This window comes from Streptomyces sp. NPDC001599 (assembly GCF_042893535.1).
In the GTDB taxonomy this organism is placed as follows: domain Bacteria; phylum Actinomycetota; class Actinomycetes; order Streptomycetales; family Streptomycetaceae; genus Streptomyces.
On the sequence record NZ_JBIAVA010000006.1, the window covers coordinates 266,874 to 293,647 of the forward strand.

Below are 26,774 nucleotides of genomic sequence, written 5' to 3' on the forward strand. Positions count from 1 at the left end.
TCGCGTCGCCCCCGTCCTGCGGGCAGGATGCTGCCCGTGGTCCCTTCACCCCTCCGCCCACTCTTCCGCCCCGGGAGGCCCGGATGACCGGCAGCAGCCCCGCCGCTTCCTTCACCGCCGACGACTACCGGGCCCGTATGGAGCGCGCCGCGCGTGCGGCCGCCGACGCGGGCCTCGCCGGGCTGCTGGTGGCCCCGGGACCGGACCTGGTGTGGCTGACCGGCTACGCGCCCACGGCGGACACCGAACGGCTCACCCTGCTCGTCCTGGCCCCGGACCGCGACCCCGTGCTCGTCGTCCCGACGCTTGAGGCACCCGACGCGGCGAAGGCGGCCGGCGCGCCCGCCCTGACCCTGCGCGACTGGACCGACGGCAAGGACCCCTACGCGGCCACCGCCGCCCTCCTCGACGGATCCGGCCGCCTCGGCATCAGCGACAACGCCTGGGCCATGCACCTGCTGGCCCTCCAGCGCACCCTGCCCGACACCTCGTACGCCTCCCTCACCGAGGCGCTGCCGATGCTGCGCGCGGTCAAGGACGCGGCGGAGCTGGAGCTGCTGGCGGCGGCGGGCGCGGCCGCGGACGCCGCCTTCGAGGAGATCCGGCGGGTCCGCTTCGGCGGGCGCCGGGAGTCCGAGGTCGCCGCCGACCTGGCCGGGGCGCTGCGCCGGTCCGGGCACTCCCAGGTCGACTTCACCATCGTCGCCTCGGGACCCAACGGTGCCAACCCGCACCACGAGGTCGGCGACCGCGTCATCGAGGACGGCGACATGGTCGTCCTCGACTTCGGCGGCCTCAAGGACGGCTACGGCTCGGACACCTCCCGCACCGTCCACGTGGGCGAACCCACCGACGAGGAGCGCCGGGTGCACGACCTGGTCCGCGAGGCGCAGGAGGCCGGTTTCCGGGCGGTGCGGCCCGGCGCGGCCTGCCAGGACGTCGATCGGGCCGCCCGCGCGGTCATCGCCGACGCCGGGTACGGCGAGTACTTCATCCACCGCACCGGGCACGGCATCGGCGTCACCACCCACGAACCGCCGTACATGATCGAGGGCGAGGAGCAGCCCCTGGTGCCCGGCATGTGCTTCTCCGTCGAGCCCGGCGTCTATCTGCCCGGCCGGTTCGGGGTACGCATCGAGGACATCGTCACCGTCACCGAGGACGGCGGCAGGCGGCTCAACGACACGACCCGGGAGCTGGTCGTCGTCGAGTGACCGGTGACGGACCGACCCCGAACGCCCCGGCAGAACCGGAGGACGACGGCGCGACATGACCCAGGCACCGACACCCACCGCGGACACCGTCCGCCGACTCGTCCGCTCCCTGCTGGGCGGGAGCACGGAACCCGACGTCCGGCCGGTCGCCGAGGGCGTCGGACCCGGCACCTGGTGGGTCGGCACCCGGCACGTACTGCGGCTGGCGCCCGACCGGGAGAGCGCGGTGCGCGGACGCCGCGAACTGCGCCTGCGCGAACTGGTCCGGCCGTACGTCCCGGTGGCGCTGCCGACCAGCGTGGCGCACGGGGAGTGGGCGCCGGGACTCGCGTACACGCTGGACGCCAAGGTGGCCGGCGGGTCGGGCGAGGACCACGACGTGTCCGCCCTGGGCGAGGCGGACCTCGCGGCGCTGCTCACCGGCCTGCGCGAGGTGCCGGTCCGGCAGGCCGAGACGCTCGGCGTACCGCGGGCGGCGCCGCGCTCCCTGGAGGCCCTGCGCCAGTCCGCCGAGCGTGCCGCCCGACGCCTCGCCGCGGCCGACGAGTTCGACACCGCCCGGCCCGAGCGGCTCACCCGGGAGGCGGCGGCCCAGCTCGGTGTCCAGCCGGGCGCGGCGGTCCTCGTCCACCACGGGCTGACCGGCGGGCACCTGGTGGTCAGCGCCGACGGCCGGGTGCGGGGCGTCCTCGGATGGGGCGACGCGGTCCTCGGCGACCCGGCCGAGGACATCGCCGGGCTCGCCCTCTCCGTCGGTTCACCGGCCGCCGTCCGCGCGGCCACCCTCGCCGGCTACGGCGCCCGGCCCTGCCTGCGCGGCCTGTGGCTGGCCCGCTGCGACGCGGTCGTCCACCTCGCGGAGGCACTGGACGGCCACTCCGGCGAGCCGGTGCCGCCGTCCGTGCCCCTGCTCAGGACGCGGCTGCGACGCGCCTGGGAACCGATCCTCCTGGAACGCGTGACGGAGCTGCGCGACGACGACCGCGACGACGACCGCGACGACACCGCCTGACGGCCTCCGGCCCGCTGCTCACTCCTGCACCAGCACCACGCTCGACTCGCCCGGTACCCGCAGTATTCCGTTCGCGCCCGGACCCTCCACCGGTTCCCACGCCGCGAGCACCTGGGCGGGCCGGTTGCCCAGGGGGATCGCCGCCGGTTCGGTGCCCAGGTTGACGGCCACCCGGATGTCGCCGCGCCGGAAGGCCAGCCAGCGCCCCGTGCCGTCGTAGGCCACCCTGGTGTCGGCCAGGTCCGGGTCGGTCAGGTCCGGCTGCTCGGCGCGCAGGGCGATCAGCCGCCGGTACCAGTCCAGTACGCGCGCGTGCGGCTCGCGTTCCGGCTCCGACCAGTCGAGGCAGGAGCGCTCACGGGTCGCCGGGTCCTGCGGGTCGGGCACGTCCTCCTCCCGCCAGCCGTGCGCGGCGAACTCCCGCCGCCTGCCGCGCCGTACCGCCTCCGCCAGCTGCGGATCCGTGTGATCGGTGAAGAACTGCCACGGGGTGCCCGCCGCCCACTCCTCGCCCATGAACAGCATCGGCGTGAACGGCGCGGTCAGCGTCAGGGTGGCCGCGCAGGCGGCGAGGCCGGGGGAGACCAGGGACGCCAGACGGTCGCCCCGGGCCCGGTTGCCGACCTGGTCGTGGGTCTGGCTGTAGCCGGTCAGCCGGTGCGCGGCGACCCGGCCGCGGTCCAGCGCACGGCCGTGCGAGCGGCCCCGGAAGCCGGAGTACGTACCGTCGTGGAAGTAGCCCCGGGTCAGCGTCTTGGCGAGCGCCGCCAGCGGATCGCGCGCGAAGTCGGCGTAGTAGCCCTGCGACTCCCCGGTCAGCGCGGCGTGCAGCGCGTGGTGGAAGTCGTCGTTCCACTGCGCGTGCACGCCCAGGCCGCCCTCCGCGCGCGGGGTGATGATCCGCGGGTCGTTCAGGTCGGACTCGGCGATCAGGAAGAGCGGCCGCTCCAGGTCGCCCGCGAGGCCGTCCACGGCGGTCGACAACTGCTCCAGGAAGTGGCACGCGCGCGTGTCGGCCAGAGCGTGCACCGCGTCCAGGCGCAGCCCGTCGAGCCGGTAGTCCCGCAGCCACGCCAGCGCGCTGTCCACCAGGTACGCCCGCACCTCGTCGGAGCCGGGCGCGTCCAGGTTCACGGCGACGCCCCAGGGCGTGTGGTGGGTGTCGGTGAAGTACGGGCCGAAGGCGGGCAGGTGGTTGCCGGACGGGCCCAGGTGGTTGTGCACCACGTCCAGGACCACGCCGAGCCCGAGGTCGTGCGCCCGGTCGACGAACCGTTTCAGCGCCTCGGGCCCGCCGTACGGCTCGTGCACCGCCCACAGCGAGACCCCCTCGTAGCCCCAGCCGTGCCGCCCGGGGAAGGGACACAACGGCATCAGCTCCACGTGTGTGACGCCCAGTCCCGCCAGGTGCCCGAGGCGCTCCGCGGCGGCGTCGAGCGTCCCCTCGGGGGTGTACGTCCCCACGTGCAGCTCGTACAGGACGCCGCCGGGCAGCGGACGCCCCGCCCACGGAGCACGCCACGCGTACCGCCCGTGGTCGACCACCGCGCTGAGCCCGTCGGGACCGTCCGGCTGGCGGCGCGAGCGGGGGTCCGGCAGCACCGGACCGTCGTCCACCGCGAAGCCGTACCGCGAACCGTCCCGCGCCGCAGCCTCACCGCACCACCACCCCGGCCGCTCCGGATCGCGCTCCAGCGCGCGCGTGGCGCCGTCGCACTGCAACGTCACTCGGCCGGCCTGCGGTGCCCACACCTCGAACTGCACGGACGGTTCCCCTTCGTCTGCTCACCGTGATGTAGCGCGTCCATGTTCCAGCACGAGGGGATCATTCCGCTGAGGATTGCCCTCGCTCGCGGCGGGTGTCGTGACACTCGCGCGCCGGGCGGTCGCCGTTTTCCCGTTTTCTGGACACTCCGGCCCCGCTGACCGACAATCAGCTGCGTGACGTCGTCCTTCGAGTTCCCCACGTACCCCGCGCGGTTGTCCGACGCGGAGCGCGACAAGGCGCTGAGCGTGCTCCGGGACGGCGTCGCCATGGGGCGCCTGTCGCAGGACACGTTCATCCGCCGGATGGAGCTGGCGCTCGCCGCCCGCCGCCTGGAGGAGCTGGCCGTGCTCACCGCCGACCTGCCCACCGAGAGCCGGCTGTCCCGACTGGTGTTCGGCACCGTCGAGGCGGTGTCCGGTTTCGGCGTACGACTCGGCCGGGCGTGGCGGGCCGAGCGGCTGCCCAAGCTGCTGCTGCCCCACCCCGGCGCCGGGCATCCGCTGCGCATAGGGCGCGATCCGGCCAGCGGACTGCGGCTGAGCCACGAGACGGTCTCCCGGGTGCACGCGGAACTCAGCCTTCAGGGCGGCATGTGGGTACTGCGCGACCTGGGCTCCACGAACGGCACCACGGTCAACGGGCGGCGGGTCATCGGCGCGGCCGTCGTCCGCGAGGGCGATCAGATCGGTTTCGGCGGGATGTCCTTCCGCCTGGCGGCGAACTGACGCGGCCCGGCGGCCGCCCTCCGGGTAGATCCATGGCCCGCGCTTCACACGGAGTCGTGACCGTCTCCGTGGCTCAAACCGCTTTGCTTTTCACGGTGTTGACGTACCCCGCAAGTCGTGACTGACTGTGCGTACACCGCGCACACCAGGTGAATCGACGGCCCGCTTCGTGGAGGTGTGCCCTGCCGCCCCTCCTGCGCTACCCGACCGTGGACGAGCTGGGCGCCCGGGCCGCCGCACTCGTCGCCCGGTACCCCAGACACGCCCGGCTGCGGCGTGTCGGCACCTCCCGCGCGGGCAGCCCGCTGCTGCTGCTCTCCGTCGGCCACGGCAGCCGCCAGGTCCTCGTCGTCGGCGGCCCGCACGCGAACGAGCCCGTGGGCGGCGCCACCGCCCTGCGGCTGGCCGAGCGGGCCGTGGCCGACCCCCGGCTCACCGAGGGCGCCGACGCCACCTGGAACCTGCTGCTCTGCGTCGACCCCGACGGCCTGCGCCGCAACGAGGGCTGGCTCACCGGCCCCTACACCCTCGGCCGCTACGCCCGTAACTTCTTCCGCCCCGGCTTCCTGGAGCAGCCCGAGTGGCTGCCCGACGGCCCGGACCGCGCCACGCTGCCCGAGACCCGCACCCTGCTCGCGCTCCAGGACGAACTGCGGCCCTTCCTGCAGTGCTCCCTGCACGGCGTGGACGTCGGCGGCGGCTTCGTCGAGCTGACCCACGAGCTGCCGGGCCTCGCCCAGCGCATCTCCCACACCGCGGCCCGGCTCGGCATACCCCGCGAACTCGGCGCCTACGACACCCTGTACTGGCCCGACCTCGGACCCGCCGTCTACCGCATCCCGCCGCCCCGCCGCGGCGACCTCACCGCAGCCATCACCGAGGCCGCCGTCGACTCGACGTGGTGCCACCCCCGGCGCCACGGCACCGTCACCGCGGTCGTCGAGGCGCCCATGTGGGGCGTGGCGGCCGTGGCGGACGACTCGCCCCCGGCCGACCGCGACGGGGTGCTGCGCACCGTGAGCCGCACCCTGCGCCACGACACCCTCCGGCTGCGCCGCGTCCTCGCCCGGCTCAGGCCCCACCTCGCCGCCGTGCCGGAGGCGGCGCACCTGCTCGCACCGGTCGACGACTACCTGCTGGTCTGCCCCCGGCTCGCCGACGAGTGGGACCCCGACACCGACGACGGCACGGGCCGCGCACTGCCGCCGATGAACACCTCCCACCTCGTGGCGCTGCGGCTGGCCGGACGCCGCCTGTCGCTGCGTACCGCGGGGCTGCTGCACCAGCTGGTCACCCGTACCGGGGGCGATCCGGCGGGCGTCCTGTCCGAGCTCGACCGGCTCGTCGACGAGGGCTGCGCCGACTACCGCGACGGCTGCGGGGCGCACTGGATACCGGTCGGGCGCCAGGTGGAGTACCAGACCCGGGTCGTGCTCGCCGCGTTCGAACTGGCCGGACGGCGTACCGGTGCGGGCGCCCGCCCGGGTGAGCCCGGCCGGGGTTCCGAGGCCGCGGTGCCGATGCACCGCGACTGACCCGCGTCAGCCTCCGTCCCCCCGTGTTCCGGCCGCCGCCTCCACCCGTTCCAGGAGCGCCACCGGCCGGTCCGCGAAAAGGTCCTGCGCGCGCGCGTGGCCCGCGAACTCCCGTCCGGGCGCCAGCGCGTCGGCCCATCTGCCGGGCGGCAGCGGCAGCGTGGTGCCGCGCCAGCCTCCCGCCTCCGCCAGCCGCAGCGACAGCCGGGTCACGGCGGTCACGGTCCGGCCGGAACGGACGAACGCCACGCAGTGTGCCGCCGCCGGGCCCTCGGCAGGCAGCGGCTCGTACGTTCCCGTGTCGCCGAAGACGCCGGGTCGCCGGGCCCGCAGCGCCAGGGCCGCCCGCGTCACCGCCGCTTTCGCCCCGGCGCCCCCGGCCCAGCCCTCGTCCCCCGCGGCGGGGAAGTCCACCGGGCGGCGGTTGTCCGGGTCCACCAGGGCCAGGTACTCGTGCTCGGTGCCCTGGTAGAGGTCCGGTACGCCCGGCATCGTCAGGTGGACCAGGGCCGTGCCGAGGACGTTGGCCCGAATGTGCGGAGCGAGCGCCTCGCGCAGGGCGGTCACCCGCGCGCCCGGCGCGCCGCCCGGACCCGCCGCCACGAACCCGGCCACCGCCTCCTCGTACGAGGGGTCCTGCTCCGTCCAGCCGGTGTGCGTGCCCGCCTCGCGCACGTGCTTCAGCAGCGCCTCCCGTACGCGTTCCCGGTCCGCCGGGCCCAGACCGAACACCGTCTGCCAGGCCGCCCACGCCACCTGCCGGTCCGGCGGGTCCTCGTCCGTGCCGGTGGCCCCGGTGACCTCGGTCAGGACGTCCGCCCACCGCGCGGGGCACTGGGTGAGCACCGCCAGCGCGGCGCGCACGTCGGCGCTGCGCTTGGTGTCATGGGTCGACACGACCGTGCCCGTGACGGGCCAGTCGCGCTGCACGCGCGCGCAGTAGGCGTGGAACTCCTGCGGCGACACGGCCGGACGGCCCGGGTCGCCGCCCACCTCGGTCGCCGACAGCAGCGGCACGTAGCGGTAGAAGGCCGTGTCCTCGACGGACTTGGCGCGCAGCGCCGACGCGGTCTGCGCGAACCGCGTCCGGAACTCCACGTGGTCCGGCCCGTCCCCGTACCGCCCCAGCACCAGGCCCCGCACGACGTCCACCGCGCCGGCCTCCTCGGGCACCGTGAAGGCGAGCCGCGCCCCGGCCGCCGCCTCCTCGGTGACGACCCTCGCCGCGTCCACGGAGGTGTACGGCCGGTACACCTCCAGCCGCACGAGCAGCTCCACCAGCGCCGTGCGCAACGCCCAGGGCGCCCGGTCGCGCAGCGCCGGGTCCGGCGCGGCGGCGCACAGGCGGTGCGCCACCCGGGTCAGCCGGTCCAGCTCGGTGGCCAGCTCGTGCGTGAGCACCTCGTACGCCGCCCGCCGCACCGTCGCCGCCCAGTCCCCGCCCAGGTCCGCCCGCGGGGCGGCGAACCTGCGGTACTCGTCGAGCAGTTGCCCGAACCCGGCGGGGTCCGTGAACAGCCCGTCGACGTGCCGCAGGGCGTCGTAGCCGGTCGTGCCCGCGACGGGCCAGGCGGCGGGCAGCCGCTCCCCGTCCGCGAGGATCTTCTCCACCACCGTCCACCGGCCGCCGCTCGCCCGGTGCAGCCGCTCCAGGTACGCGTCGGGGTCGGCGAGGCCGTCGGGATGGTCGACGCGCAGTCCGTCGACCACGCCCTCGTGCAGCAGCCGCAGGATCGTGCCGTGCGTCGCCTCGAACACCTCCGGGTCCTCCACGCGCACGCCGATCAGCTCAGAGATGCTGAAGAAGCGCCGGTAGTTCAGCTCGGTGCGGGCCAGCCGCCACCACACCGGGCGGTACCACTGCGCGTCCAGGAGCCGTGGCAGCGGCAGGTCCGCGGTGCCGTTCCGCAGCGGGAAGGTGTGCTCGTGGTAGCGCAGCACGTCGCCGTCGACCCGGAGGTCGTCCAGGACCTCGCCGAGCGGGGCGCCCAGCACCGGCAGCAGCAGCCGGCCGTCCTGCGCCTGCCAGTCGATGTCGAACCATCGCGCGTAGGGCGACCGGGGCCCCTCGCGCAGCACCTCCCACAGGGCGTGGTTGTGGCGCGGCGACATCGCCATGTGGTTGGGCACGATGTCCACCACCAGGCCCAGCCCGTGCTCCCGCGCGGTACGCGACAGCGCCCGCAGCCCCTCCTCGCCGCCCAGTTCGGCGCGCACGCGCGCGGGGTCGACGACGTCGTAGCCGTGCCGCGAGCCCGGCACCGCCTCCAGGACGGGGGACAGGTGCAGGTGCGACACGCCGAGCGAGGCCAGATACGGCACGGCCGCCGCCGCGGCCTTGAAGGGGAAGGACGGCTGCAGCTGGAGCCGGTAGGTGGCCGAGGGGACGGAGGAGGGGGCGGCGGGGGAGGCGGGGTCGGGTCGCTCAGGTGTCATGGAAACCTACGTACCCGCCCCGCCGCCTTTCCTGTCACCGTCCCCCTGACGGGTGCAGGGGGACGGTCCCGCACCGGCCGGCCGCCCTAGACCGGCCGCTGGAGCACCGTCAGGCTCCGGTCCACCAGGGTCAGGCGGTCCCCGGCCTGTACCTTCGGGCCCGTGCCCGCGGGTACCCCGGCCGTCAGGGCGGTGTCGACGACCACCTCCCACTGCCGGCCGTGGTCCACCGGCACCACGAAGTCCAGCGGCCTCGGCGCGGCGTTGAACATCAGCAGGAACGAATCGTCGGCGATCCGCTCCCCGCGGGGGCCGGGCTCGGAGATCGCGTTGCCGTTCAGGAACACCGTGAGCGCGGAGGCCCGTGCCGAGTTCCAGTCCCGCTGGGTCATCTCCGCGCCCTCCGGGGTGAACCAGGCGATGTCCGACAGCTCGTCGTGGGTGCCCTGCACCGGGCGCCCGTGGAAGAAGCGGCGCCTGCGGAGGACCGGGTGGTCCTTGCGCAGCCACACCATCGCGCGGGTGAACTCCAGAAGGTCGTGGCCGTCGTCGGGCCACGCCACCCACGCCAGCTCGTTGTCCTGGCAGTAGGCGTTGTTGTTGCCCCGCTGGGTGCGGGCGAACTCGTCGCCGTGGCTGATCATCGGGACACCCTGGGAGAGCAGCAGGGTCGCCGTGAAGTTCCGCATCTGCCGCGCCCGCAGCTCCAGCACCGCCGGATCGTCGGTGTCGCCCTCGACACCGCAGTTCCAGGATCGGTTGTGGCTCTCGCCGTCCCGGTTGTCCTCGCCGTTGGCGTGGTTGTGCTTGTCGTTGTAGGCCACCATGTCGTGCAGGGTGAAGCCGTCGTGGCAGGTCACGAAGTTGATCGAGGCCAGCGGGCGGCGCCCGTCGTCCTGGTAGAGGTCGGACGACCCGGTCAGCCGGGACGCGAACTCCGCCAGGGTGCGCGGCTCGCCCCGCCACAGGTCCCGCACCGTGTCCCGGTACTTGCCGTTCCACTCGGTCCACAGCGGCGGGAAGTTGCCCACCTGGTAGCCGCCCTCGCCCACGTCCCACGGCTCGGCGATCAGCTTCACCTGCGAGACCACGGGGTCCTGCTGCACCAGGTCGAAGAACGACGACAGCCGGTCCACCTCGTGGAACTGCCGGGCCAGGGTGGCCGCGAGGTCGAAACGGAACCCGTCCACGTGCATTTCGGTGACCCAGTACCGCAGCGAGTCCATGATCATCTGGAGTACGTGCGGGGACCGCATGAGCAGCGAGTTCCCGGTCCCCGTGGTGTCCATGTAGTAGCGGGGATCGTCGGCCAGCCGGTAGTACGAGGGGTTGTCCAGCCCCTTGAAGGACAGCGTCGGGCCCAGGTGGTTGCCCTCGGCGGTGTGGTTGTAGACCACGTCCAGGATCACCTCGATCCCGGCCTCGTGCAGCGCCTTGACCGCCGACTTGAACTCCAGCACCTGCTGGCCGCGGTCGCCCCAGGAGGCGTACGCGTTGTGCGGCGCGAAGAAGCCGACCGTGTTGTAGCCCCAGTAGTTGTTGAGCCCCATGTCCACCAGCCGGTGGTCGTTGACGAACTGATGGACCGGCATCAGCTCCAGCGCGGTCACGCCGAGCCCGGTGAGGTGCTCGATCAGCGCCGGGTGCGCGAGGGCCGCGTAGGTGCCGCGCAGCTCCTCCGGCAGGCCCGGGTGGCGCATGGTCAGGCCCTTCACGTGGGCCTCGTAGATCACCGTGTGGTGGTACTCCGTCCGGGGACGGCGGTCGTCGCCCCAGTCGAAGTACGGGTTGACCACGACCGACGTCATCGTGTGCGGGGCCGAGTCGAGGTCGTTGCGCCGTTCGGGTTCGCCGAAGTGGTAGCCGTACACCTCCTCGCCCCACTGGACCGCCCCGCTGATCGCACGTGCGTACGGATCGAGGAGCAGCTTGGCGCTGTTGCAGCGCAGTCCGTGCTCCGGGGCGTACGGGCCGTGCACGCGGTACCCGTACCGCTGCCCCGGCATCACGCCCGGCACGTACGCGTGCCGCACGAAGGCATCGCTCTCCCGCAGCTCGACCGCCGTCTCCGAACCGTCGTCGTGCAGCAGACACAGCTCTACTCGGTCGGCGGCCTCCGTGAAGACCGCGAAGTTGGTGCCGGCGCCGTCGTACGTGGCACCCAGTGGATACGCCTCTCCAGGCCAGACCTGCATGAACACGACTCTTTCAGGTGTGGGGCGCCGGTGCGGACGCCTTGGCTCCGAGTCCCCCGGAAGTCTCCCCGAAAGTGAGGCGACCACCCCAGGGCCTGTCCGGCGGATCCTGCCGCAGACGCGGGGTCTGGCACGCCTGCGCTGGTCACGAACCGTTACTTTCCTGCGGCCTGATCCGCCGGACAGGCCCTAGCACTCACGTCCTCCTACCCACCCGGGAGGCGTTCCCTCGGCTCGGCCCTCGACGCGGGCACGGGGCCACCCTTCCGGTACCCGGCCACGTCACCGCTATGAATCCGCTCACTCCCCGGTGTGAGCACGAGCGGAACACGCCCGCGGATCAAGGAGGTTGGCAAAACCGGCCCGTCCATCGGGCTGCACCGCGGACCGCTACCGGAGTACCCTTCCTTGATCGTTGGGACGGGGTGTCCCCGGCAGTGTCCGGGGGAGCGGAAGGCGGTACTCGGGTGGGCTCGGGAGGGCTGGAGCTGCCTCCTGGTGACGACGGTCACCAGGGGAACTCCGCGGACGTCCCGCCCGGTGCGGTGTCCCTGGCGCGGCCGATGAACGCGGGCGCGATCGGTCCGGAACTGGACTGGGACGCAGCGGCCTGGCACGAGGTGCGCACGCGTGCGCAGCGGGCGGGCCGGGCCTACATCTGGCTGAACCTGGTCGAGCAGCGGCTGCGCGCGGTCGTGGCCGCCGTCCTGCGGCCGGTCTACGAACCGGTCCACGGCGACGACTGGGTGGTCGCCGCCGCCGGACCCGCCGGCCAGGAGTGGGTGCAGCGCGCCGTCGCCGTCCGCGAGGTCAGCCGCCGCAAGGGCTACCTGCTCGACCCGGCCGACGACAACGTCCTCAGCTTCCTCACCCTGCCGCAGCTGCGCGAGCTGATGGTGCAGCACTGGCCCTGCTTCGAGCCCTACGTGGACGAGCGCCGCGACGTCGAACTGGCCCTGGACGAGCTGGAGGTCACCCGCAACGTCGTCTCCCGCAACCGCGCCCTGTCCGAGGCGGTCCTGAACCAGGCCGAGCGGGCCTCGGCGCGGCTGCTCGAGGTGCTCGGCGCGGGCAGTGACGTGCCGTCCGCGCGCCGGCTCCCGGTGGACGCCGTGGAGGACCTGGTCGGGGACCGCTACGCCGACGTGGTCGCCGTGCACTCGGACCGGGTGCGGCTGCTGCGCCAGTTCCCCGCCGAGGACCTGTTCGGCAGCGCCCGCCGCGTGGACGCCCTCGGTATCGGCCTCAACCTGCTCGTGCAGAACTTCTCCGGCCGCCGCCTGCTGCGGATGGCCGAGGGCGGCGGCCGGGTACGGCTGCTCTTCCTGAACCCGGCCTCCAGTGCGATCAAGCGCCGCGAGCGCGAACTGGGCATCAAGCGGGGCGAGCTGAGCCGCGCCGTGGAGATGAACATCCTGCACATGCGCCGCGTGCGGGCCCGGCTGCGGGACCCGGGGGCCTTCGAGATCCAGGTCTTCGACGAGACGCCCCGCTTCACGGCCTACCTCGTCGACGGCGACGGCGCCGACGGCATCGCGGTGGTGCAGTCCTACCTGCGCCGCACCCGGGGCATGGAGGCGCCGGTCCTGGTCCTGCGCAACGGGCGGAACGGGGGAAAGGTCGTGAAGTCGGACCGGGTCGACGAGGTCGGACTTTTCCCCACCTACCGTGAGGAATTCGAGCTGATGTGGGCGGATTCGAGGCCGGTGTCGTGAAGGCGGGCCCGGGGTCGGTGCGGGCATAAGCGGAATGCGATCCTCTGATTGTCAGTGGCCCGTGCGAGGGTGGAGACCACTGGGGGAACGCACCACCAAGAAGGGGGACCGCCCATGGGCTGGCACCGGGAGCTGCTGATCGGCTTCGACCTGGAGACGACGGGCACCGATCCGCGCGAGGCGCGCATCGTCACGGGAGCCGTGATCGAGGTCAGGGGCTCGGAGCCGCTGGGCCGGCGGGAGTGGCTGGCCGACCCCGGAGTGGAGATCCCGGCGGACGCGGTCGCGGTGCACGGCATCAGCAACGAACGCGCGGCCCGTGAGGGCCGGCCCGCCGACCAGGTCGCGGACGCCATCGCCACCGTCCTCGTGGACCACTGGAAGGCGGGCGTCCCGGTCGTCGCCTACAACGCGGCCTTCGACCTCACCCTGCTCTCCGCCGAACTGCGGCGCCACGCGCTGCCGTCCCTGCGCGAGCGGCTGGGGGGCCCGGACCCCGCCCCGGTCATCGACCCGTACACGATCGACCGCTCCGTCGACCGCTACCGCAGGGGCAAGCGCAACCTGGAAGCGGTCTGCCGGGAGTACGGGGTCCCGCTCGACGCCGCCCACGACGCCACGGCCGACGCCCTCGCCGCGGCCCGGCTCGCCTGCGCGATAGCCGGCCGCCACCCCAAGGTCGCGGCCCTCGGCCCGGCGGACCTGCACCGCCGCCAGATCGAGTGGTACGCCGAGTGGGCGGCGGACTTCCAGAGCTTCCTGCGCCGCAAGGGCGACGCCACGGCCGTCGTCGACGGGACCTGGCCGCTGCGCGAGTTGGCCGAGGAGCCGGCCGACGAGCGGGTCTGACAGGGCCCGGCCCGACCCACCCACGGGTCAGAAGGGGTACCAGCGCACCTCGGGATCCTCGTCCCGCAGCGACGCCACCCGGCGCTCGAACTCGGCCAGCGCCTTGGGGTTGCTCGGCGCGTGCTGGGCCACCCACGCGCAGCTCGCGGTCTCGCGGGCGCCGCGCAGCACCGCGCAGCCGTCCCACTCGCGCACGTCCCAGCCGTAGGTCGCGGTGAAGGCGTCGTACGCCTCGGCGGGCAGCCCGTAGCGGTCCCGGCTCAGCGCCATCACCACCAGGTCGTGCTCGCGCAGGTCGGCGGAGAAGGTCTCCAGGTCGATCAGGACCGGCCCGTCCGGACCGACGTGCACATTGCGGGGCAGTGCGTCCCCGTGGATCGGACCCGGCGTCAGGTGCGGGGTGAGCGCGGCGGCCGCCGACGCGAAGCCGTCCCGGCGCTCACGCAGATACGCGGCGTCCGCGGGGTCGATCACGTCGCCCGCCAGGCGCAGCCAGCGTTCCACTCCGCCCAGCAGCTCGCGGGGCGGCAGCTCGAAGGAGGAGGGGAGGGGCAGTTCGTGGACGAGCCGGAGCAGCGCTGCCACGTCCCGGGGCTCGGTGGGCCGCACCGGTTCGGGCAGCCGCCGCCACACCGTCACCGGGTGCCCGTCGACGAACAGGGCCGTCGGCTCCGCCGCCCGCACCGCCGGGACGCCCGCCTCCTCCAGCCAGAGGGCGACGGCCAGTTCCCGGCGCGCCCGCCCGAGGAGTTCCGCGTCGCGGCCCACCTTGACCGCCAGGTCGCCCGCGGCGAACACCGCGTTCTCGCCGAGGGCCAGCAGCCGCGCCTCCGACGCCGGGCCGGGCAGCACCCCCGCCGCGGCCAGCACCTCCCGCGCCCGTGCCTCGTCCATCGTCCCGTGCCTCCGTGTTCGTGCCGGTTCCCGCCGTCCGCCGGTCAGTGTCCCATTCGCACAGGTGGGAGCATGTCGGGGGCTATTGACGGGACGCGGTCACTTCACGACCATGACCAAGCCCGTCCGAGCCGTGCAAAGGGGTTGATTACGTGACATTGGTGACCGAGTCGAGACGACCGGCGCGCCGTGCGCCCGGCCCGGACGCCCCACGGGGCGCGCCGGACCACGGCGCCTGGTTCCTGGTGCTGCCCGCGCTGATCCCGATCCTGGTCCTCAGCGTCGGGCCGCTGCTCTACGGCATCCTGCTGGCGTTCACCGACGCCCAGTCGGGCCGCACGGAGCCCACCGAGTGGATCGGCGCCCTGAACTTCCAGGACCTGCTGCACGACACGCCCTTCTGGGAGTCGTTCCGGATCGGCCTGGTGTGGGCCGTCGGGGTCACCGTGCCGCAGTTCCTGCTCGCCCTCGGTCTCGCCCTGCTGCTCAACCAGAACCTCCGGCTGCGCTGGCTGGCCCGGGCGCTGGCGATCATCCCCTGGGCGATGCCCGAGGTCGTCGTCGGCATCATGTGGCGGCTGGTCTACAACGCGGACGCGGGCATCCTCAACGAGACCCTGCGCGACCTCGGCCTCGGAAACGGCCACGACTGGCTCAGCGGCCTCGGCACCGCCCTGCCCGCGGTCATCGTCGTCGGCGTCTGGGCCGGCATGCCGCAGACGACCGTCGCCCTGCTCGCCGGACTCCAGAACACCCCGCGCGAGCTGCACGAGGCGGCCGCGGTGGACGGCGCGGGAGCCTGGCGCCGCTTTTGCACGGTCACCTGGCCCGCCCTCAGACCCGTCGCGCTCGCCATCACCGCGCTCAACCTCATCTGGAACTTCAACTCCTTCGCCCTGGTCTACGTGCTGACCAACGGCGGCCCCGGCGGCCGCACCCGGCTGCCCATGCTCTTCGCGTACGAGGAGGCCTTCCGCTACGGCCAGTTCGGTTACGCGGCAGCCATGGGGTGCGTGATGGTCGCCCTGATCTCGATCCTGCTGGCGGTCTTCCTCGTCGGCCGGCTCCGGGGCGAGGCCAAGGGAGGTGACAAGGCGTGAGGACCTCGACCGCGGCCCGCACGGGCCAGTACGCGGCACTGCTCGCCTACCTGGTCTTCCTGGCCTTTCCGTTCCTCTGGCTGATCTCCATCGCGTTCAAGCCGCCGCGCGAGCTGGCCAGTCTGCACCCCACCTGGATCCCGAAGAACCCCACCCTCGACAACTTCCGGCAGGCCTTCGGCGAGCAGCCGCTGCTCCAGGCCGGGCTCAACTCCCTGCTCGCCGCGCTCGGCGCCGCCGTGATCGCGGTGCTGATCGCGACCCCGATGGCGTACGTCATGGCCCGCCGCCGCGGCCGGCTCGCCAAGGCGGCCACCGGGTGGGTCGTGGTCAGCCAAGCCTTCCCCTTCGTCCTCCTGATCATCCCGCTGTTCCTGGTCCTGAAGAACCTCGGCCTGATCAACTCCGTCCCCGGCCTGATCATGGTGTACGTCGTCTGGTCGCTGCCGTTCGCGCTGTGGATGCTCACCGGATACGTCCGCGCCGTGCCGCGCGAGCTGGAGGAGGCGGCCGCGGTCGACGGCGCCGGACGGCTGCGGACCCTGGTCTCGGTGACCGCGCCGCTGCTCGCGCCCGGGATCGTGGCGACGGCCCTGTTCGCGTTCATCACCGCGTGGAACGAGTTCTTCTTCGCGCTGGTCCTGCTGAAGACACCGGAGAAACAGACCCTGCCCGTGATCCTCACCCACTTCATCGGCGCCGAGGGCGTCGCCGACCTCGGACCGCTCGCCGCGGCGGCCTTCCTCGCCACCCTGCCCTCGCTGGTGGTCTTCGCCCTCATCCAGCGGCGGATCACGGGCGGCATGCTCGCCGGGGCGGTGAAGAGCTGATGACGCGGACGCGTACGAGGATCCTCACCCTGTTCGCCTGTGCCGTCCTGCTGCTCGCGGGCTGCTCGGGCGGCGGCGACGGGGCGGACGACGGCCGGATCACCCTCCGCTTCCAGTCCCTGGCCTGGCAGGACGAGTCGGTGAAGGCCAACAAGGAACTGGTGCGGGAGTGGAACGCCACCCACCCGGACGTGCGCGTCGAGTACGTCCAGGGCAGCTGGGACAGCGTCCACGACCAGCTGCTCACCTCCTTCGAGGGAGGCGAGGCACCCGACATCATCCACGACGCCTCCGACGACCTCGCCGACTTCGCCTACGGCGGCTACCTCGCCGACCTCACCGGACTGCTGCCCGCGCGGCTGAGGTCCGACATACCGCAACGCAGCTGGGAGACGGCCACCTTCGGCGACGGCGTCTACGGCGTGCCGTTCCTCCAGGAACCGCGGGTGCTGATCGCCAACGCCACCCTGCTCGAGAAGTCCGGCGTCCGGATCCCGACGCCCGAACACCCCTGGACCTGGGCGGAGTTCCGGCAGGTGACGAAGGAGCTGAGCGGCGACGGCACGTACGGGGTGGCCTGGCCGCTCAAGGAGCCCGTGTCCGCCACGCTCAACCTCTCCCTGTCCACCGGCGGCAAGCTGTTCCACCGGGGAGCCGACGGCAGGGTGACCGTCCGCTTCGAGGACGGCGACCAGGTGGTGCCCCGCACCGTCCGCGACCAGGTCGGCGCCGACCGCAGCGCCTCGCCCACCACCCTGGGCAGCGGCGGCTCCGACACCCTGCCCGGCTTCTTCGCGGGCAAGTACGCGATGGTGCCGCTCGGCTTCTCCTACCGCCAGCAGATCGAGCAGCAGGCACCCGAGGGCTTCGACTGGCAGGTGCTGCCCGCCCCGGCCGGCGCCGACGGGCTCGCCCAGGGGGTCAGCCCGCAGACCCTGTCCATCGCCGAGGACAGCCCGCACAAGAAGGAGGCGGCCGCGTTCGTCGACTTCCTCCTCCAGCCGGACAACATGGTGCGCCTCGCGCTCGGCGACTGGATGCTGCCCACCGGGGAGCAGGCACTGAAGGACCCCGCCCTGCACACGGCCGAGCGCGGCTGGGCCACCGGCACCGCACTCGCCGCCCACCTGCGCCCGGCGCCCGCGCAGTCCGTGCGGGGCTACGCCGAGTGGAAGGACAAAGTGGCGACCCCGGCGCTCCAGGAGTACTACAGCGGGGCGATCGGCATGGGAGAACTGCGCCACAGACTGGAGGAGGACGGCAACCTGGTACTCGCCCGCTACCAGCGCTGACGGCCGCCGCGCGAAAACGGTTTGCCCGCCGGGCACCCGTCCGCCTAGCGTCGCCTCCGTGGCAGCTTTCAACGCGATCATCAACTCCGGTCTCGGCCGGGGCTGCACGTACTCCATCAGGATGCGTCGTGGCCCCGGAGCCCTGACCGGCCCGGGGTCCCCCCGCCGCTGACGCACTCGACGCGTCCGACACGTCCGACGCGCGCGCGGCGGGGCTGAGCCTCCGCATTCCCTTTTGCCTTCGTCTTCCGGTCAGGGCCTTCGGCTGCCCTTTTCCCCTCCTGTCACGGAAGACAAGGACCGCAGGCCATGGCCCGCCCCACCCAGCGTGCCCGCACGCTCTCGCAGAACTTCCTCACCGACCGCGCCACCGCCGAACGGGTCGCGCGGCTCGCCGCCCCCGACCCCGGGCGCCCGCCCCTCCTGCTCGAAGTGGGCGCCGGCAACGGCGCCCTCACCGAGCCGCTCGCCCGCCGCAGCCGCGAGCTGTACGCCTACGAGATCGACCCCCGGCTCCTCCCCGGGCTCCGCGCCCGATTCGCGCGCACCCCGCACGTCCACGTCGTCGCCGGTGACTTCCTCGCCGCCCGGCCCCCGCGCACACCCTTCTCGGTCGCCGGGAACGTGCCCTTCTCGCGCACCGCCGACATCGTGGACTGGTGCCTGTCCGCGCCCGGCCTCACCGAAGCCACCCTCCTCACCCAGCTCGAGTACGCCCGCAAGCGCACCGGCGACTACGGCCGCTGGACCCTGCTCACGGTCCTGACCTGGCCGCGCCACGAGTGGCGGCTGCTGGGCCGGGTGGGCCGCCACCGCTTCCGCCCGGCGCCGCGCGTCGACGCCGGCATCCTCCGCATCCAACGCCGCCCCGCCCCGCTGCTCACCGCCGCCGCCCGCCGCACCTGGGCGGACCTGGTCGAGCTGGGCTTCTCGGGCGTCGGCGGCTCGCTGCACGCGTCCCTGCGCCGGGCCCGACCGCGACGCCGGGTGGACGCGGCGTTCCGGGCGGCACGGCTGGATCACGGCGTGCTCGTCGGCGAGGTCGCGCCCGACCGGTGGCTGCGGCTGCACGAGGAGCTGACAGCATGAACGGAAAGAAGTTGCACGAGACGTCTCGTCTCGCATACGGTGCGGGCATGACCACTCGCCCCGCGCACATCGCCATGTTCTCCATCGCTTTGCACGGCCACGTGAACCCCAGCCTGGAGGTGATCCGCGAGCTCGTCGCGCGAGGGCACCGGGTGACGTACGCGATCCCGCCGCTCCTCGCGGAGAAGGTCGCCGAGGCGGGCGCCGAACCCAAGCTCTGGCACAGCACCCTGCCCGGCCCCGACGCCGACCCCGAGGCGTGGGGGAGCACCCTGCTGGACAACGTGGAGCCCTTCCTGGACGACGCGATCCAGTCGCTTCCCCAACTCACCGAGGCGTACGAGGGCGACGAACCGGATCTGATCCTGCACGACATCGCCTCCTACACCGCACGCGTCCTCGGCCGCCGCTGGGACGTGCCGGTGATCTCCCTGTCGCCCTGCATGGTCGCCTGGGAGGGATACGAGCAGGAGGTCGGCGAGCCGATGTGGGAGGAGCCGCTGAAGACCGAGCGCGGGCAGGCGTACTACGCCCGCTTCCACGCCTGGCTGGCGGAGAACGGGATCACCGACCACCCCGACCCCTTCGTCGGCCGCCCCGACCGCTCCCTGGTGCTGATCCCCAAGGCGCTCCAGCCCAACGCCGACCGGGTGGACGAGAAGGCGTACACCTTCGTCGGCGCCTGCCAGGGGGACCGCGCCGCCGAGGGCGAATGGACCCGTCCCGAGGGCGCGGAGAAGGTCGTCCTCGTCTCCCTCGGGTCCGCCTTCACCAAACAGCCGGCGTTCTACCGGGAGTGCGTCCGCGCCTTCGGCGAGCTGCCCGGCTGGCACACCGTGCTCCAGGTCGGCCGGCACGTGGACCCGGCCGAGCTGGGCGACGTACCGGACAACGTGGAAGTGCGCACGTGGGTGCCGCAGTTGGCGATCCTCCAGCAGGCCGACCTGTTCGTCACCCACGCCGGCGCCGGCGGCAGTCAGGAGGGACTGGCGACCGCCACTCCGATGATCGCCGTACCGCAGGCCGCGGACCAGTTCGGCAACGCCGACATGCTCCAGGGTCTCGGCGTCGCCCGCACGCTCCCCACCGAGGAGGCCACCGCCGAGGCGCTGCGCACCGCCGCCCTCGCCCTGGTCGACGACGCGGAGGTGGCCGGGCGCCTGACGGAGATCCAGGCGCAGATGGCCGAGGAGGGCGGCACCCGGCGGGCCGCCGACCTCATCGAGGCCGAACTGGCCGCCGCCCGCGGCTGACCCGGCACGGCATACCGAAGGGCCCGTCGGTTCCCCCGGAACCGACGGGCCCTTCGGCCGTGGTGGCGTGCCGACGGGAGCCGGTCAGACGCCGACCGGCTCTCCCCGCTCCCCGCGCTCGCCGTCCCGCTCCGGCGACGCGATCGCCTCGGGCGACTCGTCGTGGGTCAGGTCCGGCAGCCGGTGCAGCCACTTGGGCAGGTACCAGTTGCGCTCGCCGAGCAGCGACATCACGGCCGGCAGCAGCACGCCCCGGATGATCGTCGCGTCGATCAGCACCGCCGCCGCCAGGCCCACGCCCATCTGCTTCATCGACTGCATGGACAGCGTGCCGAAGATGGCGAACACCGCGACCATGATGACGGCGGCACTGGTGACGACCCCGGCCGTGGTGACCACGCCGTGCTGGATCGCGTCCCGGGTGGAGCGCCCGCGCAGCCGCGCCTCGCGGATCCGGGAGACCACGAACACGTGGTAGTCCATCGACAGGCCGAACAGGATCACGAAGAGGAACAGCGGCAGCCACGTGATGATGGCGCCCACACCCTCCGCGCCCACCAGCGAGGCGCCCCAGCCGTGCTGGAAGACGGCGACCAGGATGCCGTACGCCGCGCCCACCGAGAGCAGGTTGAGCACGATCGAGGTGAGCGCGACCGTCAGCGAGCGGAAGGACAGCAGCATCAGCAGGAAGGCGAAGACCACGACGAACACGAAGACCGGCAGGACCGAGCCCACGAGTTGGTCGTTGAAGTCCTTGTTGCCCGCCACCTGACCGGTGATCGGCGCCTCGACGCCCTCGACCTTGCCCAGCGTCGCAGGCCGCACGTCGTCGCGCAGCTTGTCCAGGCTCTCGCCCGCCTTGTCCTGGTCGGAACCGCCGACCAGCGGGACGTACACCAGCGCGACGTTCTGCTCGTCGTGCATCGTGATGTCCACCGGCCCGCGCGAGGCGCCCGAACTGATCGCCCGCTCCCGGAAGTCGGCGAGCGCGGCCCGCACCTCGGGCGCGTTGATGTCGTCGGCCTTCACGACCACCTCGGCCGGGTCCGAACCGCCGGGGAAGGCCTCGTTGACCCGGTTGTACGTCTGCACGATGGGCAGCGAGTCGCCGAACTCCTGGTCCAGCGTGAGGTTCTGCGTCTTCATGCCCAGGGCGGGCGCGGCCACGGCCAGCAGCGCGCCGACCGCCACCGCCGCCGCCAGCAGCGGCTTGGCCAGGACCCGCTTCAGCACGGCCGTCCAGAACCGGCTGCCCTCGCCCGCGGAGCCGCCGGGACGGCGCCGGCGCAGGAACGGCAGGCGGCCCTTCTCCACCCGCTCACCCAGCAGGGACAACAGCGCCGGCAGCACCGTCACCGAGCCGACCATGGCGACCGCGACCACCATCAGCGAGGCCAGACCCATCGCCTCGAACTCGGCGATACCCGTGAACAGCATGCCCGCCATCGCCACGCACACCGTGACACCGGAGACCACGATCGCCCGGCCACTGGTGGCGGCGGCGATCCTGAGCGCCGTCTGCGCGTCCCGCCTGGCGGCCCGCTCCTCGCGCTCCCGGCGCAGGTAGAACAGGCAGTAGTCGACACCGACGGCCAGACCCACGAGCAGCATCACGGAGTTGGCGGTCTCGCTCATCGGCTGGAGGTGGCTGACCAGGCCCATCAGACCCATCGTCGCGATGATCGCGGTGATCGCCAGCGCCACCGGGACCAGCGCCGCCACCAGCGCGCCGAAGGCGACGAGCAGGATGCCGAGGGCCACCGGCACCGCCGAGTACTCGGCCTTCTTGAAGTCGTCGCCGAACGCGTCGTCGAACGTCTTCATCATGCTGGCGCCGCCGATCTCCTCGATCCGCAGCGACTCGTGCTCCTTCTGGACCCCCTCGACCGCCTTCAGCACCGGCTCGACCCGCTCGCCCGCGGTGTCCGCCTCGCCGCGCATGTCGAACTGCACCAGCGCGCTGCGGCCGTCCTTCGAGATCGTCTTCGCCTCGTAGGGGGAGGTGACGCCCGTGACCTTCCCGGTGCCCTCCACCGCCGTGACGACCGCGTCGACCGCGGCCCGGAACTCGGCGTCGGTGGCCTTCAGATCACCGGACTTCGCCTGGATCAGGACCGTCTCACTGGCCGGCTCGTCGATCCCGGCGTCCTCGACGATCCGGGCGGCGGTGTGCGTCTCGCCGCCCATCTGGTCGCTGTCCTTGACGTCGACCCGGCCGGCCGCCGAACCGAGCCCCATCGCCAGGACGACGAACAACACCCAGATCCCGACGGCGGCCCATCGGTGCCGGGCACTCCAGCCGCCCGCCCGGGCGGCTATGCCCCGCACCCGTGTCTCTCGGTTCCGCATGACCGGCCTGCCCCCTCATGAGCGGTGCCGGCCCCCTGCCGCCACCTTGCGTTTCGAAGGTATGGGCCGCGTAAGGCCGTCGCGTCGTGCTCTTCGGTGACGTGCGGCGGCCTCGTCTCATCCCTCCGTATCGTCGCCCTCACCGCTGAGGAGGATCCCCGCCCCTTACATCTACCGGGGGCGCCGGACGGCGAGGGCTTTCCGAAGAGTTGTTGATTAAGTCACAGGTGCGTGCAGCGGTTGAACCCCGCACACCGCATCGGCGAGAGTGGCGCGCACGTCCGCCCCTCGCGGACCAGGCCGTCGTGCCCACCCCCACGGGGCACGACGGCCGTTCTATGGTGGGCCGATGACGACGATGTACGCGGCGCTGCTGCGCGGGATCAACGTGGGCGGCAGCCGGAAGGTCCCCATGGCCGACCTGCGCACGCTGCTGACCTCCCTCGGCCACGACGCCGTACGCACCCATCTGCAGAGCGGACAGGCCGTCTTCGCCTCGGCCCACGGCGACGAGGACTCCCTGGCCGCGGAGCTGGCGGAGGCGATCGAGAAGCGGTTCGGCTTCCCGGTGGACGTGCTCGTGCGCGACCACGCCTACCTGAGGTCGGTCGTCGAGGCCTGCCCCTTCCCGGCCGCCGGACTGGAGGCCAGGCAACTGCACGTCACCTACTTCTCCGCACCCGTCGACGCGGACCGCTTCGCGGCGATCGACGCACCGGCCTTCCACCCCGAGGAGTTCCGCCTCGGCGACCGCGCCCTGTACCTCTATGCACCGGACGGGCTGGGCCGCTCCAAGCTCGCCGAAGCCCTCGCCAGACCCCGCGTCAACAAGGGACTGATCGCCACCAGCCGCAACTGGAACACGGTCACCAAGCTCGTGGAGCTGACGAACCCCTGACGGGTCGCCGACCCCTCAGGCCCCGACCGCCAGCGCCACCGGCACCCGCGCCGCGTCGTACCGCTCCAGCAGGACCCGCGCCACCTCCGGTGCGGGACCCAGGACGTCGGCCAGCACGTCCGCCCCGGCCGCGCCCCGCGCGATACGGTCCGGCAGGAAGCCGGGCGCCAGGACGTACGGGGCGACGGCGACGCGCGCACAGCCCAGCTCGCGCAGCCCCCGCACCGCGTCCTCGGTGCGCGGAAGGGATGCGGAGGCGAACGCAGGCCGCACGGCGCACCAACCGGTGAGCCGCCACTCCCGCGCGATTTCAGCGATCACTGCGATCGCCTCCGGGTCGGAGGACCCCGCCGAGGCCAGCACGACCCCGGTCGAGGACTTGTCGGCGGGCGTCAGGCCCGCCTCGTACAGGCGCCGCTCCAGCGCCGACAGGAGCAGGGGAGAGGGACCGAGCACCTCCGCCTGCCGGATCCTGAGCCGCGGCGGTGCCGCCGCCAGGACCGCGGGGATGTCCGCCTTGGCGTGGAAGGCGCGGGTCAGCAGCAGCGGCAGGGCGACCACGTCCCGCACGCCCTCCGTCTCCAGGGACTCCAGCACGCCCTGCACCGAGGGGACGTTGAAGTCCAGGAAGCCGGTCTCCACCCGCACGTCCGGGCGCAGCGCCCGCACCCGGCGGACCAGGGCGTGCACGGCCTGGGCGTGCCGCGGGTCGCGGCTGCCGTGGGCGACGACCAGGAGGACGGGGCGGACCGGCGCGGACATGGCGTACCTCAGCCCTTCACCAGCAGACCGCGGCTGCGCAGCACCCAGCGCTCCAGCGGGCTGAAGATCAGCAGGTCGATGGCGATGCCGACGACGAGGATGAGCAGGATGGCCTCGAAGACCATGGCCATGTCGCTGGCGTTGCGGCCGTTCTCCAGCAACTGCCCGAGGCCGACGCCCAGGTCGGGGAAGGAGGCGATGATCTCGGCGGCCATCAGCGAACGCCAGGAGAAGGCCCAGCCCTGCTTGAGACCGGCGACGTAGCCGGGCAGCGCGGCCGGCAGCACGATGTGCCAGGTCCCCTTCAGCCCCGTCGCGCCCAGCGTGCGCCCCGCGCGCAGGAAGATCGGGGAGACCTGGTCGACGCCGGACACCAGGCCGTTGGCGATGGAGGGCACCGCGCCGAGCAGGATGACGGCGTACATCATCGAGTTGTTCAGGCCCAGCCAGATCACGGCCGGCGGCACCCAGGCCACCGAGGGCAGCGACTGGAGGCCGGACAGGATCGGGCCGATCGCCGCCCGCACGAACTTCACCCGTGCCACCAGCAGCCCCAGCGGGGTGCCGATGATCAGCGCGAAGCAGAAGCCGAGCAGACCGCGCGAGACGCTGGTCCAGATGTAGCCGAGCAGTTCGCCCTGGAGCCAGGCCTGGTGGAGCACGTCCCACACGTCGGACGGGGCGGGCAGCTTGGTCGGATCGTCGACGATCTTGAAAGAGACCAGTGCCTGCCAGACCGCCAGCACCAGCAGGACCGCGACGGTGGGCGGCAGGACCTTCTCGACCAGGGTCTGCCGCAGCGGCGTGCGTCCCTGCTGCACCGACTCCAGTGCGTCCAGGCCCGCCTCCAGACCGGCGAGGTCGCCGCCGTCCTTCGGGCCCGCGCCCCCGGCGGGACGCGTCGTGTCAGTGCTGGCCATGTCGGCGGATCTCCCCACGCAGTTCTTCGGTGATCTCGACGGACAGCTCCGCCACGGCGGTGTCCTCGATACGGCGCGGCTGCGGGATGCCCACCGTCCACTCGCGCGCGATGCGCCCGGGACGGGAGGACAGCAGCACCACGCGCTCGGCCAGCCGCACGGCCTCGCGGACGTTGTGCGTCACGAACAGCACGGACACCTGCGTCTCGCGCCAGATGCGGGTCAGCTCGTCGTGCAGCACGTCCCGGGTGATGGCGTCCAGCGCCGCGAACGGCTCGTCCATCAGCAGCAGCTTGCTCTCCTGGGCGAGCGCCCGGGCCATCGCGACCCGTTGGCGCATACCGCCCGACAGCTCGTGCACCCGCTTGCCGTACGCGCCCTTCAGGCGGACGAGTTCGAGCAGCTCCTCCGCCTTGTCGCGGCGCTCGGCCTTGGGCACGCCCCGCAGCCTCAGGGCGAGTTCGATGTTCTTGCCCGCGGTCAGCCACGGGAACAGGGCGTGCTCCTGGAACATCAGGGCCGGCCGCCCGTCCGTGCTGATGCCGCCCGCGCTGGGCCGGTCCAGGCCCGCCACCAGGTTCAGCAGCGTGGACTTGCCGCAGCCGGAGGCTCCCAGGAGGGTGACGAACTCGCCGGGCGCGACATCGAGGGTGATGTCGTCCAGGACGAGCTGCTGCCCGGCGGGGCCCGCGAAGGACTTCGAGACGTGCTCGATGCGGGCCGCGTACTCGGCCGACTCGGTGCCGTCGGCGGCCTTGGCGAGGGTCGTGGTCGTGGCCATGGTCGTCACCTCCTGGGTGGTCGGATCCGGGCTTTACTCGACGCCGAGCCCGGCGTCGTCGACCGCGGGCTTGCCCTTGGCCTTGAGGACCTTGTTCAGCAGCGTCAGGTCGTAGATGCCGTTCAGGTCGGGCTGCTCCAGCAGACCGGCCTTCACGGCGTGCTCCGCCTGGGCGTCGAGGGTGGCGGCCAGCGGGTCGTCGGTGAGCCTGATCGACTCCCAGGCCGGGTCCAGCACGTCCGCCGGGAGCGCCTTGCCGGAGTCCTTCTCCAGCTGCGCGTTGGCCGCGGTCTTCGCCTCGTCCGGGTGGGCCGTGATCCACTCGTTGGTGTCGACCGACGCCTTCAGGACGGCTTCGACCGCCTTCGGGTGTTCCTTGAGGAACTTCTGCGACACGATGATGTTCGTGATCACGAACTTCTCGTCGGGCCACAGCGTCGACTCGTCCAGGAGCACCTTGCCGCCCTCGGCGACCAGCTTGGACGCGGTGGGCTCGGGCACCCAGGCGCCGTCCAGGGAACCGGACCTGTAGGCGTCCGGGGTGACCTTGTTGTCGCTGCGGACGACCGTCACGTCGCCCTTGCCGCTCTGGGCGTCGACCTTCCAGCCCTGCTCGGCGACCCAGTTGAGGAACGCCACGTCCTGCGTGTTGCCCAGCTGCGGCGTGGCGATGCGCTTGCCCTTGACGTCCTTCAGGGACTTGATCTTGTCCGGGTTCACCACGAGCTTCACACCGCCCGAGGCCGAACCGCCGATGATGCGCAGGTTCTTGCCGTCGGACTTGGCGTAGCCGTTGACCGCCGGGGACGGGCCGATCCAGCCGATGTCGATGGAGCCGGAGTTCAGGGCCTCGATCTCGGACGGCCCCGCGTTGAAGACCGCGTACTTGGCCTCGGTCGCGCCCAGTGCCTTCTGGAAGAAGCCCTTCTGGTTGGCGACCAGCGGGGTGGCGTGCGTGATGTTGCCGAAGTAGCCGATCCGGACCGAGTCGAGACCGTCGATCTTCTCGGCGCCCTCGGCGACCTTGGCGGTGTCGTCGTCCTTCGCCTGGGAGCCGTAGCCGCAGGCGGCCAGGGTGAGCAGCGGAACGGCGGCTATGACCGCCAGGGTGCGGCGCAGGGCGGTGGTGGCAGGCACGGGAGGTGTTCCTCTCGTTG

General features: G+C 72.9%; 21 protein-coding genes. 12 read left to right on the forward strand and 9 right to left on the reverse strand.

The annotated features are described in order from the left end of the window. The first annotated feature begins 83 nt into the window (after positions 1-83). Positions 84-1,214 (forward strand): aminopeptidase P family protein, encoded by a 1,131-nt coding sequence (locus ACFYZ3_RS18175; RefSeq protein ID WP_388518402.1) that lies wholly within the window; start codon positions 84-86, stop codon positions 1,212-1,214. 55 nt (positions 1,215-1,269) lie between these two features. Then, positions 1,270-2,226, forward strand: coding sequence for an aminoglycoside phosphotransferase family protein (locus ACFYZ3_RS18180; RefSeq protein WP_388518405.1), 957 nt, complete (start codon positions 1,270-1,272; stop codon positions 2,224-2,226). An 18-nt stretch (positions 2,227-2,244) separates the two neighbouring features. Here the strand turns inward: ACFYZ3_RS18180 and treZ are convergent, their stop codons facing one another. Beyond that, positions 2,245-3,990, reverse strand: a complete 1,746-nt coding sequence (gene treZ / locus ACFYZ3_RS18185) for a malto-oligosyltrehalose trehalohydrolase (protein WP_388518408.1) — start codon at positions 3,988-3,990, stop codon at positions 2,245-2,247. A gap of 177 nt (positions 3,991-4,167) precedes the next feature. Between treZ and ACFYZ3_RS18190 the strand changes: the two genes are divergently transcribed. After that, complete coding sequence (locus ACFYZ3_RS18190; RefSeq protein WP_388518410.1) at positions 4,168-4,719, forward strand: FHA domain-containing protein; 552 nt, start codon at positions 4,168-4,170, stop codon at positions 4,717-4,719. Between the two features lie 209 nt (positions 4,720-4,928). Beyond that, a complete protein-coding gene (locus tag ACFYZ3_RS18195) occupies positions 4,929-6,254 on the forward strand; it encodes a M14 family zinc carboxypeptidase (protein ID WP_388518413.1) in 1,326 nt (441 codons plus the stop codon). Between the two features lie 6 nt (positions 6,255-6,260). Here ACFYZ3_RS18195 and treY read toward each other — a convergent pair whose 3' ends face one another. Both treY and glgX read right to left on the reverse strand, forming a co-directional pair. After that, positions 6,261-8,690 (reverse strand): malto-oligosyltrehalose synthase, encoded by a 2,430-nt coding sequence (treY, locus tag ACFYZ3_RS18200; protein ID WP_388518416.1) that lies wholly within the window; start codon positions 8,688-8,690, stop codon positions 6,261-6,263. 86 nt (positions 8,691-8,776) lie between these two features. Next, the gene (gene glgX / locus ACFYZ3_RS18205; RefSeq protein WP_388518419.1) at positions 8,777-10,885 is read right to left on the reverse strand and encodes a glycogen debranching protein GlgX; all 2,109 of its coding nucleotides are present in this window, start codon (positions 10,883-10,885) and stop codon (positions 8,777-8,779) included. Positions 10,886-11,352: 467 nt separating this feature from the next. Here glgX and ACFYZ3_RS18210 point away from each other — a divergent pair, with 467 nt between their 5' ends. Next, positions 11,353-12,600, forward strand: a complete 1,248-nt coding sequence (locus ACFYZ3_RS18210; protein ID WP_388518422.1) for an SAV2148 family HEPN domain-containing protein — start codon at positions 11,353-11,355, stop codon at positions 12,598-12,600. Positions 12,601-12,714: 114 nt separating this feature from the next. Next, a complete protein-coding gene (locus ACFYZ3_RS18215; RefSeq protein WP_361006611.1) occupies positions 12,715-13,449 on the forward strand; it encodes a 3'-5' exonuclease in 735 nt (244 codons plus the stop codon). A 27-nt stretch (positions 13,450-13,476) separates the two neighbouring features. On the opposite strand, the gene ACFYZ3_RS18220 is transcribed toward ACFYZ3_RS18215, so the two are convergent. Beyond that, positions 13,477-14,343, reverse strand: coding sequence for a phosphotransferase enzyme family protein (locus ACFYZ3_RS18220; protein WP_388518425.1), 867 nt, complete (start codon positions 14,341-14,343; stop codon positions 13,477-13,479). Positions 14,344-14,495: 152 nt separating this feature from the next. Between ACFYZ3_RS18220 and ACFYZ3_RS18225 the strand changes: the two genes are divergently transcribed. The 5 genes from ACFYZ3_RS18225 (at position 14,496) to ACFYZ3_RS18245 (ending at position 19,907) form a co-directional block, all read left to right on the forward strand. After that, complete coding sequence (locus ACFYZ3_RS18225; RefSeq protein ID WP_388518428.1) at positions 14,496-15,443, forward strand: carbohydrate ABC transporter permease; 948 nt, start codon at positions 14,496-14,498, stop codon at positions 15,441-15,443. Next, the gene (locus ACFYZ3_RS18230) at positions 15,440-16,273 is read left to right on the forward strand and encodes a carbohydrate ABC transporter permease (protein WP_388518431.1); all 834 of its coding nucleotides are present in this window, start codon (positions 15,440-15,442) and stop codon (positions 16,271-16,273) included. Before ACFYZ3_RS18225 ends, ACFYZ3_RS18230 begins: the two co-directional genes overlap by 4 nt. After that, positions 16,273-17,565: an ABC transporter substrate-binding protein gene (locus tag ACFYZ3_RS18235; protein ID WP_388518434.1), complete on the forward strand. Its 1,293-nt coding sequence runs from the start codon at positions 16,273-16,275 to the stop codon at positions 17,563-17,565. Before ACFYZ3_RS18230 ends, ACFYZ3_RS18235 begins: the two co-directional genes overlap by 1 nt. Positions 17,566-17,874: 309 nt before the next feature. Further along, on the forward strand, positions 17,875-18,654 hold the full coding sequence (gene erm(O) / locus ACFYZ3_RS18240) for a 23S rRNA (adenine(2058)-N(6))-methyltransferase Erm(O) (protein WP_388518437.1): 780 nt from the start codon (positions 17,875-17,877) through the stop codon (positions 18,652-18,654). Continuing rightward, the gene (locus ACFYZ3_RS18245) at positions 18,651-19,907 is read left to right on the forward strand and encodes a glycosyltransferase (protein ID WP_388518440.1); all 1,257 of its coding nucleotides are present in this window, start codon (positions 18,651-18,653) and stop codon (positions 19,905-19,907) included. The genes erm(O) and ACFYZ3_RS18245 overlap by 4 nt, the downstream gene beginning before the upstream one ends. An 84-nt stretch (positions 19,908-19,991) precedes the next feature. Here the strand turns inward: ACFYZ3_RS18245 and ACFYZ3_RS18250 are convergent, their stop codons facing one another. Then, entirely contained in the window at positions 19,992-22,256 is a 2,265-nt protein-coding gene (locus ACFYZ3_RS18250; protein ID WP_388518443.1) for an MMPL family transporter, read from the reverse strand. 349 nt (positions 22,257-22,605) lie between these two features. Between ACFYZ3_RS18250 and ACFYZ3_RS18255 the strand changes: the two genes are divergently transcribed. Continuing rightward, positions 22,606-23,154: a DUF1697 domain-containing protein gene (locus ACFYZ3_RS18255; protein ID WP_388518446.1), complete on the forward strand. Its 549-nt coding sequence runs from the start codon at positions 22,606-22,608 to the stop codon at positions 23,152-23,154. Positions 23,155-23,169: 15 nt separating this feature from the next. Here the strand turns inward: ACFYZ3_RS18255 and ACFYZ3_RS18260 are convergent, their stop codons facing one another. The 4 genes from ACFYZ3_RS18260 to ACFYZ3_RS18275 are packed head-to-tail and all read right to left on the reverse strand — an operon-like array spanning position 23,170 to position 26,754. After that, positions 23,170-23,916 carry a sirohydrochlorin chelatase gene (locus ACFYZ3_RS18260; RefSeq protein ID WP_388518450.1) on the reverse strand — a complete coding sequence of 249 codons (747 nt, stop codon included), beginning with the start codon at positions 23,914-23,916 and terminating at the stop codon, positions 23,170-23,172. 8 nt (positions 23,917-23,924) lie between these two features. After that, positions 23,925-24,836: an ABC transporter permease gene (locus ACFYZ3_RS18265; protein WP_361006591.1), complete on the reverse strand. Its 912-nt coding sequence runs from the start codon at positions 24,834-24,836 to the stop codon at positions 23,925-23,927. Next, positions 24,823-25,617, reverse strand: coding sequence for an ABC transporter ATP-binding protein (locus tag ACFYZ3_RS18270; RefSeq protein WP_356856981.1), 795 nt, complete (start codon positions 25,615-25,617; stop codon positions 24,823-24,825). The genes ACFYZ3_RS18265 and ACFYZ3_RS18270 overlap by 14 nt, the downstream gene beginning before the upstream one ends. A 33-nt stretch (positions 25,618-25,650) precedes the next feature. Continuing rightward, the gene (locus ACFYZ3_RS18275; RefSeq protein ID WP_388518454.1) at positions 25,651-26,754 is read right to left on the reverse strand and encodes an aliphatic sulfonate ABC transporter substrate-binding protein; all 1,104 of its coding nucleotides are present in this window, start codon (positions 26,752-26,754) and stop codon (positions 25,651-25,653) included. Between the last annotated feature and the right edge of the window lie 20 nt (positions 26,755-26,774).